This window comes from Flavobacterium sp. (genome assembly GCF_044339515.1).
Classification (GTDB): domain Bacteria; phylum Bacteroidota; class Bacteroidia; order Flavobacteriales; family Flavobacteriaceae; genus Flavobacterium.
Genome location: NZ_JBIIVK010000021.1, coordinates 12,237 through 25,998 on the forward strand (window position 1 = coordinate 12,237; position 13,762 = coordinate 25,998).

Annotated in this window: 13 protein-coding genes; 6 read left to right on the top strand and 7 right to left on the bottom strand. The window is 34.2% G+C overall.

What is annotated here, in order from left to right; translation table 11 throughout:
* Positions 1 to 44: 44 nt before the first annotated feature.
* The 3 genes from rimO (at position 45) to ACIQ0M_RS07525 (ending at position 2,099) form a co-directional block, all read left to right on the top strand.
* On the top strand, positions 45 to 1,352 hold the full coding sequence (rimO, locus tag ACIQ0M_RS07515; RefSeq protein WP_396151235.1) for a 30S ribosomal protein S12 methylthiotransferase RimO: 1,308 nt from the start codon (positions 45 to 47) through the stop codon (positions 1,350 to 1,352).
* Positions 1,353 to 1,356: 4 nt separating this feature from the next.
* A complete protein-coding gene (locus tag ACIQ0M_RS07520) occupies positions 1,357 to 1,770 on the top strand; it encodes a hypothetical protein (protein ID WP_396151236.1) in 414 nt (137 codons plus the stop codon).
* Between the two features lie 92 nt (positions 1,771 to 1,862).
* A complete protein-coding gene (locus ACIQ0M_RS07525; protein ID WP_396151237.1) occupies positions 1,863 to 2,099 on the top strand; it encodes a YdcH family protein in 237 nt (78 codons plus the stop codon).
* 58 nt (positions 2,100 to 2,157) lie between these two features.
* Here ACIQ0M_RS07525 and ACIQ0M_RS07530 read toward each other — a convergent pair whose 3' ends face one another.
* From ACIQ0M_RS07530 to ACIQ0M_RS07550, 5 genes are all read right to left on the bottom strand, one after another.
* Entirely contained in the window at positions 2,158 to 3,699 is a 1,542-nt protein-coding gene (locus ACIQ0M_RS07530) for an acyl-CoA carboxylase subunit beta (protein WP_396151238.1), read from the bottom strand.
* A 2-nt stretch (positions 3,700 to 3,701) separates the two neighbouring features.
* On the bottom strand, positions 3,702 to 5,144 hold the full coding sequence (gene accC, locus ACIQ0M_RS07535; protein WP_396151269.1) for an acetyl-CoA carboxylase biotin carboxylase subunit: 1,443 nt from the start codon (positions 5,142 to 5,144) through the stop codon (positions 3,702 to 3,704).
* A gap of 65 nt (positions 5,145 to 5,209) precedes the next feature.
* A complete protein-coding gene (locus ACIQ0M_RS07540) occupies positions 5,210 to 5,695 on the bottom strand; it encodes an acetyl-CoA carboxylase biotin carboxyl carrier protein subunit (RefSeq protein ID WP_396151239.1) in 486 nt (161 codons plus the stop codon).
* A 151-nt stretch (positions 5,696 to 5,846) separates the two neighbouring features.
* Complete coding sequence (locus ACIQ0M_RS07545; protein WP_396151270.1) at positions 5,847 to 8,030, bottom strand: B12-binding domain-containing radical SAM protein; 2,184 nt, start codon at positions 8,028 to 8,030, stop codon at positions 5,847 to 5,849.
* Between the two features lie 27 nt (positions 8,031 to 8,057).
* The gene (locus ACIQ0M_RS07550) at positions 8,058 to 9,512 is read right to left on the bottom strand and encodes a T9SS type A sorting domain-containing protein (RefSeq protein WP_396151240.1); all 1,455 of its coding nucleotides are present in this window, start codon (positions 9,510 to 9,512) and stop codon (positions 8,058 to 8,060) included.
* 140 nt (positions 9,513 to 9,652) lie between these two features.
* On the opposite strand from ACIQ0M_RS07550, the gene bshC reads away from it, so the two are divergent.
* Together bshC and ACIQ0M_RS07560 are read left to right on the top strand one after the other, a co-directional pair.
* A complete protein-coding gene (gene bshC / locus ACIQ0M_RS07555) occupies positions 9,653 to 11,263 on the top strand; it encodes a bacillithiol biosynthesis cysteine-adding enzyme BshC (protein WP_396151241.1) in 1,611 nt (536 codons plus the stop codon).
* Between the two features lie 75 nt (positions 11,264 to 11,338).
* Positions 11,339 to 11,758, top strand: coding sequence for a nucleoside-diphosphate kinase (locus ACIQ0M_RS07560; RefSeq protein ID WP_396151242.1), 420 nt, complete (start codon positions 11,339 to 11,341; stop codon positions 11,756 to 11,758).
* Positions 11,759 to 11,869: 111 nt separating this feature from the next.
* On the opposite strand, the gene ACIQ0M_RS07565 is transcribed toward ACIQ0M_RS07560, so the two are convergent.
* On the bottom strand, positions 11,870 to 12,166 hold the full coding sequence (locus ACIQ0M_RS07565; protein WP_396151243.1) for a DUF721 domain-containing protein: 297 nt from the start codon (positions 12,164 to 12,166) through the stop codon (positions 11,870 to 11,872).
* Positions 12,166 to 12,585, bottom strand: a complete 420-nt coding sequence (locus ACIQ0M_RS07570; RefSeq protein ID WP_396151244.1) for a lipocalin family protein — start codon at positions 12,583 to 12,585, stop codon at positions 12,166 to 12,168. The genes ACIQ0M_RS07565 and ACIQ0M_RS07570 overlap by 1 nt, the downstream gene beginning before the upstream one ends.
* 108 nt (positions 12,586 to 12,693) lie before the next feature.
* Here ACIQ0M_RS07570 and ACIQ0M_RS07575 point away from each other — a divergent pair, with 108 nt between their 5' ends.
* The gene (locus ACIQ0M_RS07575) at positions 12,694 to 13,761 is read left to right on the top strand and encodes a serine hydrolase domain-containing protein (RefSeq protein WP_396151245.1); all 1,068 of its coding nucleotides are present in this window, start codon (positions 12,694 to 12,696) and stop codon (positions 13,759 to 13,761) included.
* Position 13,762 lies beyond the last annotated feature (1 nt).

Consider the following 13,762-nt stretch of genomic DNA (forward strand, 5'->3'; position numbering starts at 1 on the left):
GTAATTTTGCATCCCTTTTAAGATTAAAAAAAGAGAATAAAACAATGAGAACCAAATCGTTAAAGAAAAATAAAATCAACGTTATTACCCTAGGATGTTCAAAAAATGTTTATGACAGCGAAGTGCTAATGGGGCAACTAAAAGCCAGTGGAAAAGACGTGGTTCATGAGCAAGAAGGAAATATAGTTGTAATTAACACCTGTGGCTTTATTGATAATGCAAAGGCAGAATCGGTGAATACGATTTTGGAATATGTTGAAAAGAAAGAACAAGGAATTGTAGATAAAGTATTTGTAACCGGATGTTTATCAGAACGATATAAGCCTGATTTGGAGAAAGAAATCCCTAATGTAGATCAATATTTTGGTACAACCGATTTACCAATTTTACTGAAAGCTTTGGGTGCAGATTACAAACATGAATTGCTGGGAGAACGTTTAACAACTACACCAAAAAACTTTGCTTATTTAAAAATTGCCGAAGGTTGCGACCGTCCGTGTAGTTTTTGTGCGATTCCAATCATGAGAGGAAAACACGTTTCGCAACCAATTGAAAAGTTAGTGAAAGAAGCGGAGGGCTTAGCTAAGAATGGTGTAAAAGAATTGATATTGATTGCTCAAGATTTAACCTATTACGGTTTAGATTTATATAAAAAGCGAAATTTAGCCGAACTTTTAGAAAACTTGGTTAAAGTTGAAGGTATTGAATGGATTCGATTACATTATGCCTTCCCTACCGGATTCCCTATGGATGTATTGGAATTAATGAAAAACGAACCTAAAATCTGTAATTATATTGATATTCCTTTGCAACATATTTCAGATACTATTCTGAAATCGATGCGTCGCGGAACCACACAAGAAAAAACAACAAAACTACTCAAAGAATTCAGAAAAGCTGTCCCCGGAATAGCAATCAGAACTACTTTAATTGTTGGATATCCGGGCGAGACCGAAGAAGATTTTCAAACCCTTAAAAATTGGGTGGAGGAAATGCGTTTTGAACGTTTAGGCTGTTTTGCCTATTCACATGAAGAGAATACCCATGCGTATCTTTTGGAAGATGATGTTCCTAGCGAAATAAAACAACAACGAGCTACTGAAATCATGGACATTCAATCACAAATTTCATGGGATTTGAATCAGGAAAAAATCGGTCATACTTTTAAATGTATTATTGACAGAAAAGAAGGACCTTATTTTGTGGGAAGAACCGAATTTGATAGTCCGGATGTAGACAATGAAGTATTGATTGATGCGTCTAAATTTTATTTGAAAGTTGGTGATTTTAGTAGAATAAAAATTATCGATGCCACCGAATTTGACTTATATGGTGAACCTTTAAATGAATAAAAAAATGAAAAAAAAATTTATCTCATTGATTATATTCCTGGTTTTCAATACCGTTTATGCTCAAGTTGACAGATCAGTAGGAAGAACTCCACAATATCATAGAGAGAAACCAAAAGCAGATAAAAAAGATTTCGTTGAATTAACCTTGGAATACCTAAAAGAAAAACTCTCTTTAGATTCCTTCCAAGAAGCTGCTATAAAAGTCTACCTCATAGAGAATCAAACAAATGCCGAAAAGATTCATAACAGTGACATTTCAAATGACGACAAAAAAATAAAGTTTGAAGAAGCTGTAAAAGATTTTGATGAAAAACTTTTAAAAATTTTAAATCCTGAACAAATTAAAGTTTTTGAAGAGTTAACAGATAAAAACAAAGAAAAATCTAAAAAGAAAAAGAAAAAAGAGGAGGAAAATTAGTTTCTCTTTTTTACTAACTGACAATTGTCATTAAATGTCTGCAATCTTATAAGTAATTTAGGGGTATAAATTAATAACTAAAACCTTTACTCATGATTAGCAAACATCCTTTGGTTCAAGAATTTCCTGAATTTGCAGAAAAAATTAAAGATTTATATCATCACAATGAAGAATTTCAAGTATTAATGAGTTCTTATAATTCATTAGATAATGAAATTTTTGAAATTGAAAAAGGAGAAATCCCACTCAATGATGATGAATTGACGCATAAACGAAAAGATCGCGTTTTTTTGAAAGATGAGATTTATTCATATCTTCAAAAAAATTAAAAAAAGTCAGGAAGATGTTAGTAATCTTCCTGACTTTTTTAAGCATAAATTGTAATAGTTACAATGGAATATTACCGTGTTTTCGTTTTGGCAATTCTACTTCTTTATGTTCCAGCATACTAAACGCTTTTAGTAATTTTTTTCTGGTTTCATTTGGTATAATTACCTCATCGATAAATCCACGCTGTGCTGCTCGATAAGGTGTAGCAAACTTTTCAGCGTATTCGTTTTCTTTTTCAACTAATTTGGCAGCCGGGTCTTGAGCATCTGCAATTTCTTTTTTGAAGATAATTTCGCTGGCTCCCTTGGCTCCCATTACAGCAATTTCAGCTGTTGGCCAAGCAAAATTCATATCCGCACCAATGTGTTTGGAATTCATTACATCATAAGCTCCACCATATGCTTTTCGGGTGATAACTGTTACTCTTGGCACAGTTGCTTCGCTCAAAGCATATAACAATTTGGCTCCGTGACGAATGATTCCCGTCCATTCTTGATCGGTTCCGGGTAAAAATCCTGGTACATCTACCAAAACTAAAAGAGGAATATTAAAACAATCACAAAAACGAGTAAATCGAGCGGCTTTTACTGAACTGTTTACGTCCAAAACACCTGCTAAATATAACGGTTGATTCGCCACAATTCCTATACTTCGTCCTCCTAACCGTGCAAAACCTACAATAATATTTTCAGCATAGTCTTTGTGAATTTCAAAAAACGAATCTTCGTCAATAATTCCCTGAATCACCTCATGCATATCATAAGGTTTATTAGGATTATCAGGAATTATCGTCATCAATTGTTCCTGAATTTCATCTTTCAATTCATAAGGAACTTTTGGCGTTTTTTCTTTATTACTTTGCGGAAGATAACTCAACAACTTTTTCACATCTTCTAAACACTCTACATCATTCGCTGATGTTGTATGAGCTACTCCCGATTTAGTTGAATGCGTACTCGCTCCACCCAATTCTTCCGAAGTAACAGTTTCATTTGTCACGGTTTTTACCACATTTGGACCGGTAACAAACATATAACTTGTATTTTCCACCATCATCGTAAAGTCAGTCATCGCAGGAGAATATACCGCTCCACCCGCACAAGGTCCCATAATGGCTGAAATTTGCGGAATAATTCCACTTGATTTTACATTTCGAAAGAAAATATCAGCATAACCACCCAGCGAGCGAACACCTTCCTGAATTCTGGCTCCACCTGAGTCATTTAAACCAATCATGGGTGCTCCGGTTTTGAGTGCCATGTCCATCACCTTACAAATTTTTTCGGCATGCGTTTCTGACAAAGCTCCACCAAAAACAGTGAAATCTTGAGCAAAAATAAATACTAATCTGCCGTTTACTGTTCCATATCCTGTAATAACACCATCGCCATAAAATTGTTCATTTTCCATTCCGAAATCGGTGGTTCGATGAGTGACTAAGGCATCAATTTCTTCAAACGATCCTTCGTCCATTAAATAATTGACACGTTCACGAGCTGTTAATTTTTTCTTGGCATGTTGGGTTTCAATTCGTTTTAATCCTCCTCCAAGCTTTGCTTCGGCTAATTTATCTTGTAATGCTTTTATCTTGTTTTCCATGCTTATTGAATTGGTAATCGAACCATTTTTTGATCTTCTAGGTATTGTTTTAAAGCCACCAAAGCAGCTATCTCAGCTTCTTCACTGTGCTTTGATTTTAGTTTTTCGGCATCATAATACTTCTTGACAAAATGTGTATCAAAATTTCCCGAACGAAAAGCCTCGTGTTCACACACAAATTTTCCAAATGGTAAGGTAGTTTGTACTCCTTTTACTTTGTAAGCATCAATTGCTTTACTCATCAGTTGAATGGCTTCCGAACGTGTTTTTCCATACGTAATTAACTTAGCCAACATTGGGTCATAATAAATCGGCACATCCATGCCTTGTTCAAATCCGTTATCCACACGAATTCCTTCGCCTTCAGGCAAAGTATATTCTTCTAAAAAGCCAACACTCGGAAGAAAATCGTTTAACGGATCTTCAGCATACACCCTTAGTTCTAAAGCATGACCATTGATTTGTAAATCTTCTTGTTTAACAGATAAAACTTCTCCTTGAGCCACACGAATTTGCATTTCAACCAAATCCACACCCGTAATCATTTCCGTTACCGGATGTTCCACTTGCAAACGCGTATTCATTTCGAGAAAGTAGAAATTCAAGTTTTCATCTAACAGAAATTCAACCGTTCCGGCCCCAAGATAATCACACGATTTGGCTACTAAAACAGCTGCTTCACCCATTTTTCTCCGCAATTCTGGCGTTAAAACAGATGAAGGTGCTTCTTCCACCACTTTTTGATGACGACGTTGAATGCTACATTCTCTTTCAAATAAATACAAAATATTACCATGTTCATCCGCCATCACTTGAATTTCAATATGTCTTGGCGAAGCAACATATTTTTCAATAAACACAGAACCATCTCCAAAAGCAGATGTAGCTTCACTGATGGCACGATTCATTTGAGCTTCAAAATCAGCTTCTTTTTCTACCACTCGCATTCCTTTACCACCACCACCGGCAGATGCTTTGATTAAGATGGGAAATCCGATTTGTGTCGCTACTTGTTTTGCTTTTTCAACATCAGTTATCGCTTGGTCATACCCGGGAACCATTGGAATATTATAGGCTTTCACAGCATCTTTTGCGGCTAATTTACTTCCCATGATATGAATGGCTTTTGATTTTGGTCCGATGAAAATGATGTTATTTTTTTCTGCTTCTTCGGCAAAAGCGGCATTTTCACTTAAAAATCCGTAACCGGGATGAATAGCATCCGCACCCAACGACTTGGCTACTTCAATGATTTTATTTCCCAATAAATAAGATTGATTAGAAGGTGATTCGCCTATCCAAACGGCTTCATCAGCAAATTTTACATGAGGAGCATTTCTATCAATTGTAGAATATACGGCTACCGTTTTAATTCCCATTTTCTGAGCGGTTTTCATCACTCGAATGGCAATTTCCCCTCGATTAGCAACTAGTATTTTTGTAATTTTTTTTATCATTATTATTCTCATTTTTCCATCCAGCTGAAGCTAGATGCTATTCATTTATGACGCTATTCAAACTCAATCAATAATTGTCCTTTATTTACAGAATCGCCTTTGGCAACTGCAATTGATTTAATCGTTCCCGTTCTTGGAGAAGCAAAACTATTTTCCATTTTCATCGCTTCTAAAATGAGTAGGTTGTCACCTTCGTTCACTTGTTGTCCAACCGAAACATTGATTTCGAGAATCAAGCCGGGCATTGGAGCTTTGATGGCATTGATTTGTTTGGTTTTACCCACTTCAAATCCCATTTCTTTGATTAAAATATCCAATTGATTGGCAATTTCAACGGTATAGGAATTGTGATTTACTTCAACTGTGTACGTTTTTTTGAGAAAATCAGCCGCTGTAATTTTTGCCAAAAAAGGTTTGTTCTGATGAAGTATGTGAAAGGAATCGGTAGATGTGTAAATGGCATCTAATTGGGCAATATCTTGTTCTGTTTTATCAAAGGTATCACTTTGATTGACGGTGAGTCTGTATTTTTGATTCATACATGTATTTTTGAATGTGGTAAAAATACATATTTATAACGTTTTCGTAAAGGTAAAAATGGAGAATTTCGCTAAATTAGTATAGTCTTCAAAAAAATAAATATCTATTTTTTTAAAACATTAAGAAATTAAGGTTCATTAAGATTGTAATTTATAAAACTAGTAAACCTGTATTTTGAAGCGTTTTAATTGGTTTGGAGAACCAAAACAATTCGAAATCATCAAATTGCGTTTCAAAATCTTGTTTAATTTGAGAAAAAGTCAATGTTTTGTAATTTGTTACCGAAATTTTATCCAATAATTCAATCCACCAAATTGCTTTTTCTTTTTCTAAAGAAGTTTCAACTGTTTCAATTTTGGAATGAAAAGTCAATTTCATCATTTCCCACGATTGACCTTTTTTGGATTTGGTAAATGATTCAGAGGAAGGCTTCCCTCCTATCCAAACTATTCTTGCAGATGGTTTTATGTGAAAATTATTTACTTTTTCTAAACAAGAAATGATATAATCCGGGGCAATTTTGGTTTTAGGAATTTTAAAATCGAACCACTCTTGCAACTCATAATCAAAGCAAATGCCATGCATGTAATTAAAAAGAGATTTCTTCAACCCGAAGCTAAATTTATCATGATTGATACCGGTTTTGTCTGTAAACTGAATATCGTTATTGGCAAAAGTAATTTCGTTTTGCTGCGGAATGACACCAAATTCTTCGGAAAACATACCCACCGGACTGTGAGCTGTCATCGCAAATTGATGCCAAAAACCGGATTGTAGAATTCCTAATTCAAATAATTGTCGAACCATTTCTAAACTATCTACCGTTTCCTGAATGGTTTGCGTAGGATAGCCATACATCAAGTAAGCATGCACCATAATGCCGGATTCAGTAAGATTTCGAGTGACTTGAGCTACTTGTTCGACCGTTACCCCTTTTTTAATGAGTTCTAAAAGTCGGTCGGACGCCACTTCTAATCCACCGGAAACGGCAATGCAACCGGAAGCTTTGAGCAGCTGACACAAATCGGCGGTAAAACTTTTCTCAAAGCGAATGTTTGTCCACCAACTTACCGTTAGTTTTCGTCGGAGAATTTCTAATGCAACCTCTTTCATCAAGGCCGGAGGAGCTGCTTCGTCCACAAAATGGAAACCGTTTTCGCCGGTTTGATTGATGAGTTCTTCCATTCGATCGACCAATAATTTGGCAGCGATGGGTTCATACAATTTGATATAATCCAGAGAAATATCACAAAACGTACATTTTCCCCAATAGCAACCGTGAGCCATGGTGAGTTTATTCCAACGGCCATCGCTCCAAAGACTGTGCATTGGATTGGCAATTTCGATTACAGAAATATACTTATCTAAATACAAATCGGAATAATCAGGTGTGCCGACTTCCGATTGTTTGTAGTCCGGTTGGTTGGAATTGTTTTTGTAAACGACTTGATTGTTTTCGAGAAGGAAAGTACGTTTGTATTGGTTGGAAGCCGGAAGCTGGAAGCTGGAAGCCAGAAGTTCAATAGGTAATTCTCCATCATCCAACGTAATAAAATCGAAAAATTCGAAGACGCGTTTGTCTTTTAAATCACGTAATTCGGTGTTTGGAAAACCGCCTCCCATGGCTGTTCTGATGTTAAGAAAATTGGTTTTGATTAATTGTGCACATCGAAAAGCACTGTATAAATTTCCCGGAAACGGAACCGAAAAACACACCAATTTTGGTTGAATTTCAGTAAGTTTTTGATTTAAAATGGAAAGTGTGATTTCATCAATATACGTTGGTGGTTGATTCAATTGATGATATAACTCGTCAAAGGAATTGGCACTTCGTCCTAATCGTTCGGCGTAGCGACTGAAACCAAAATTTTCATCCACACAAGCCACAATAAAATCAGACAAATCTTCAAGGTATAATGTGGCTAAATGTTTGGCTTTATCTTGCATTCCCATGGTTCCGAACGCATATTCCATATCATCTAATTGTTCAAAACGAGATGCTTCCGGTAAAAAATTTCCGGAACAAATTTGTCGGGCTAGAGTTGGATTTTTTCCTTGAAGAAAAGAAATTACAGAATCAATTGTTTGGATATAATCTTGTTTTAACGCATAAATCCTTTGACAATTCTCATCAACCTGAAACTTCAAACCTGAAACCTGAAACACTTCTTCTAATCCTTTCTTTGAAAAAATTTCCAAAATCACTTCAATACCTAAATCCATCTGAAAAGAGGAAATGTTTTTGGTATTGAGAAACCCTTTCAAATAAGCTGTTGCCGGATACGGTGTATTCAGTTGGGTGAAAGGTGGGGTGATGAGCAATAAATCTTTCAAAGGAAAAGCTTTTGGCAAAAGTAGCTTTTATCTTTTTATTATTTTTTGATACATGATGGAATTTTCTTTTGTTTTAATTTTACAAAAATAAATACCCGATTTCAAATTAGAAATATCAAGTTCTGAAACAAAAGTTACACTTTGAAGTACTTTTTTGCCAAGACTATCAAATAATTCAACGGAAATTATTTCGCTATTTTGAGCATAAATAAAGACTTTTTCATTTGCTGGATTGGGATAAATGACGAAATCATTCTTTGAAAATTGATTTACTCCTAAAGTAACCTCTAGCAGGTAAGCTCCACCGTTTGGGGCCATTATGGGGTGCACCCAATATTCACTTGAATTTCCAAATAAAACTTTATTCCCTTTTGCTAAAGTAAAATGTCCAAAATTGTCATTTGTGAAAGAGCTCATACCAGCGTAAGTATTGTTATAACTCCAATTTCCGTTATCATTAACAAAATGGAAAACTGGATTTTTTCTTTCCATCTGTAAAATATAACCTCCAACAGGTATAATAAACATGTTATTGTCTTTCACCTTCACTTTATACTCATAATAATCACCTTCTTGAAAGATAAAATCTTCAACAAAACTCCATTCCTCAGTATTATCAGACCAATTATAAATTTTTATCATTTTTTGTCCTAAAAAATCATTTTCTTCATCTGTAATATGATATAAATATAACTTTTCGTTTGAAAAACTAACTCTGTAAAAATGTGGTACATTAATATCGGGGTTGTATTCAAAATTAAAAGTAGGCATTGTAGTAGTGTTCACCAATTCCCAATTAGAATTCTCTCCATTAAAAACATGAATAAAATCGTCTGTTGAATTGGCTGAAGTTGTAACCATCATGTCATTTTCAATATCCAATAAAATTCCAAAACCTGAATTTCCGGAAGGGCCAGATATAATTTGCTGTAATGAAAAAGTATCATCTATTTGATTAAAAACATATATAGCACCATTATTTACGTTAGCATCTCCATTTTCATCATAGCCAAATGAAGTAATATACAATTGATTGTTATGTACTTTTACATTTGAACCAAAATAATCATTTTCAAATTGAGTAGATGGCTGAATTTTTAGCAAATATTGCCAAATACCATCTACTTTTTTATACACATAAACCGCACCACCATTTAATGCATTGGTACTATTTCTGTTTGCTCCAGCGAACAAATAATCATCATTCATATCAATTGCACCTCCGAAATTTTGATTGGCTTCAGGAGAATCTATTGAACCATTTGGCGTGATTCCAGATAAATTTGTATTAAAAAGATATAATTTGGGAATGCCGGTTGGTGGCATTGCATCTTGTCCAGAAATTACAATTTCTGTGTTATTGAAACTACCACTTCCACCAAATCCATAAACGGTTGAAAAATTTTCAGGTTGAATTCTAACTAAACTTTGGCTAAAAGAAATAGATGAAATTAAAATCAATAAAAAAAAATAATTTTTCATATTTGAAAGTTTTACATACAAATTTAACGATTTACTTAATATGAAGATACAAAAAAACTCCATTAATTACATTTCCTAACCATTTGTTAAACACCTTTTCATTACTTTTATATTCTTTATTTTTACAAAAAATTCAAACTATGCCAACCGACTGTATCAGCTATCAACAATCAGGTTATTTTTCAGCATTAATCTACGATTATTTGAATGAAAAACCAGCGTTGAAAGCCTTATATCATCGTTTTCCGAACTTGGAAAATTTTAAATTACAGTTGGAGGAAAAAGGCAACAATTTCAATGACAATGGCAATATCAATGACAAATTCAAAAGAGAAATTTTGGTTTCTGTTTTGGAAAAGCAATATCAATCAATTGTTGCTTCTGAGTCGACTTTAAATAATATTAAACTTTTAAATCAATCTAATACATTTACGATTACAACCGGACATCAATTAAATTTGTTTACCGGACCACTTTATTTTTTGTATAAAATTATTTCGACAATTAATTTGTGTAAGCAATTAAAAAGTGAATTTCCAGAACACAATTTTGTACCCGTTTATTGGATGGCAACGGAAGATCACGATTTTGAAGAAATCAATTATTTTACTTTTAAACATAAAAAAATCAGTTGGAACCGGGATAGTTTTGGACCGGTTGGACGATTATCAACCGAAGGATTAGAAGAAGTTTTGGCTGTTTTTGAATCGGAAATTGGTTTAGGAAAAAATGCGGAATATCTGAAGAATTTATTCAAAAAAGCATATTTAGAACATTCCAATTTAGCAGACGCAACCCGTTTTTTAGCTAATGAATTATTTGCCAAAGAAGGCTTGGTGATTATTGATGGTGATAATAGTGATTTGAAAAAATTATTTATTCCGTATATTAAAAATGAATTGTTGCAACAAACGGCTTTTGCGAAAGTAAATGAAACGACTCCTTTGTTGGAATTGTATTCAGTTCAAGTGAATCCTAGGGAAATTAATTTGTTTTATATTGAAGATGATTTGCGGGAGCGAATTGTTTTTGAAAACGGAAGTTATGCTGTTTTGAACACGAAAATGACTTTTTCGGAAGAAGAAATTTTGAAAGAGGTTGACAATCATCCTGAAAAATTTAGTCCGAATGTGTTGTTGCGACCGTTATACCAAGAAGTTATTTTACCGAATTTATGCTACATTGGCGGTGGCGGAGAATTAGCCTATTGGTTGGAATTAAAATCGTTTTTTGAAAGTCAAAATGTAACTTTTCCTATTTTATTACTACGTAATTCGGTTTTGTTGGCTACGGAAAAACAAGCCAAAAAATCAGATAAATTGCAATTGACTTGGCGAGATTTGTTTTTGAATCAGCAAGAATTATTTACTCAGAAAACGAAATTACTTTCTGATTTTACGATTGATTTTTCTGCTCAAAAAGAAGCATTGAAAAAGCAATTTGAAGATTTACATAAAATTGCTGAAGCTACCGACAAATCGTTTTTAGGAGCTGTAAAAGCTCAAGAAACAAAGCAAATCAAAGGTTTGGAAAACCTTGAAAAACGTTTGTTGAAAGCTGAAAAACGTATTCACCAAGAACAATTAAACCGCATTATCGCATTGCAAAATGAATTATTTCCTAACCAAAGTATACAGGAACGAAAATTGAATTTTTCTGAATTTTATGTGGAATTTGGAGAAGAGTTGATTAAAAAATTATTGACGGAATTGAAACCGTTAGAACAGGAATTTAAAGTGTTGGTTTTGTAGAAAAAAACTTCAAACCTGAAACTTGAAACTTCAAACTAAAATTGTACCTTTGCACCCGAATTAAAAAATATAAAAATGGCTACAAATAGAACATTTACCATGATTAAGCCTGATGCTGTTGAAAAAGGACACATCGGAGGAATATTAAATATGATTACAGAAGGTGGTTTCAAAATTGTTTCTTTGAAATTAACGCAGTTAACGGTTGCTGATGCCCAAGCATTTTATGCAGTGCACGCAGCAAGACCATTCTTTGGTGAGTTAGTTGAATTTATGACAAGAGGTCCTATCGTAGCTGCTATCTTAGAAAAAGAAAATGCAGTGGAAGATTTCAGAAAATTAATTGGAGCTACCAATCCTGCAGAAGCAGCGGAGGGAACTATCCGTAAAAAATATGCAACTTCTATTGGTGAAAACGCTGTTCACGGTTCAGATTCAGATGAAAATGCCGCTATTGAAGGAGCGTTTCATTTTGCCGGAAGAGAACAATTTTAGTTGGCAGTGATCAGTTTTTAGTGGTCAGTAAAATAGATAAAATCCCATTTCAACTTGAAGTGGGATTTTTTTATGCTGATAAACTACTTACTAAAAACTGAACACTGAGCACTATCTCAGAACCAACTCCTTCACCACATCTTTTCTTAATTCGTCGTTGAGCATGGTAATAATTTTTTGCTTTCCATGACTCAATTCCTCTCTTAAAACCGCTGAAGATAGCGTTACATACAAAGTAGAACCTTTTAATATTACCTCTTTAGTATAGGTATTCACTCCATTTCCCATCAAATCTTTCCACGCGTTCTCCACATCGATTTTATTCATGCCGGATTGCAATTTATTGTTTTCAATAAACGCTTTTAGTATTTCGGAAATCGGACTTTCGTTGCTTAATCGTTTGGCCATTATTGGATGGAAATCGGTTTAAATCGTTTGTAATGGTATTTTAAATTCTGCTTATTCTTGAGTACTAAAACACTATCGGTTAAAATTAGTATTTCTTCGCTCCATTTTGCAAAATTAGTTTTGTAATGTATTTGAAAAATACCGGAGCTATCGATAATCTGAAAGGTTTCTAACTCCTCATTGGTTAGGTACTTACCATTAAATTGGGGTTTTACTTTTTTGCGAAAACCTGTTTTTCCGTTCCATTCGATATAATCTACTGTTTCGTTGATATTATATTCTTTTTCCTGATCGTCAGGCAATTCCACTTTTTGAATTTCCCAATAACCATTTATTTTTGAAATGGAATCGGGCGAGACTTTTTCTTGACATGAAATCAATACAACCGAAAAAAGAAGGGAATAAAAAAGTAGTTTCATCGTTTTAAAATAAAGTTTAAAATTACAATTATTTTGAGTGAATAAAAAGTAAATTTGATTAAACCTTTTGATAAAACCTGAGTCTAAGTTTACATAAAATTCAACAACATGAAAAAGTTAATCCCGCTAGTTTTGTTATCTATTTTACTTTTAAATTGCTCTTCTGATGCTGATTCAACCGAAGAAATTCCGGAAGATTCTATGTATTTTCCGCCGATTTCAGGCAATACTTGGGAAACCAAATCGATGAGTGAATTAGGCTGGAATGAAAGTGAAGTACAACCTTTACTAAACTTTTTAGAAGAAAAACACACCAAAGGTTTCATGATTTTAGTGAATGGAAGAATTGTGATGGAAAATTATTTCAATGGTCATACGGCAACTTCTCCCTGGTATTGGGCAAGTGCCGGAAAAACATTGACTACAGCTACAATTGGAATTGCTCAACTAGAAGGTTTGCTTGACATTGATGATAAGGTTTCGGATTATTTGGGAACGGGTTGGACTTCGGCTCCGTTAGGAAAAGAAAATTTAATCACGAATAAACATTTACTTTCGATGACTTCGGGTTTAGATGATGAAATGGGAAATGGAAACACACCTGCAGAGCTGCAGTACTTAGCTGATGCAGGAACGCGTTGGGCTTATCATAATGTTTTTGAAAAATTGCAAGATGTGATTGCTGAAGCAACTAATCAAACTTTTGATGCTTATTTTACTTCTAAACTTAAAAGTAAAATTGGCATGACCGGAGCTTGGCTTGAGTCAGATGAATTTAATGTATATTGGAGTACAACGCGAAGTACGGCTCGTTTTGGACTTTTATCTTTAAATAAAGGAAAGTGGAATTCTGAAATTATTGTTCCCGAAGCTTATATGATGGAAGCCATTTCACCTTCACAAAGTCTTAATAATGCTTACGGCTACTTGTGGTGGTTGAATGGCAAAGCTAATTATCGTTTACCACAAACACAATTGCAATTTCCCGGTAGTCTGATTCCGAATGCTCCAGCCGATATGGTTTGTGGTTTGGGAAAAAATGACCAGAAAATTTATGTTATCCCAAGTAAAAAAATGGTTGTGATTCGTTTAGGAGAAGTTGCTGATGGCGAAAATTTTGCTTTATCAGATTTTGATAATCAACTGTGGGCAAAAATTAGTGCGGTGATTGATTAAT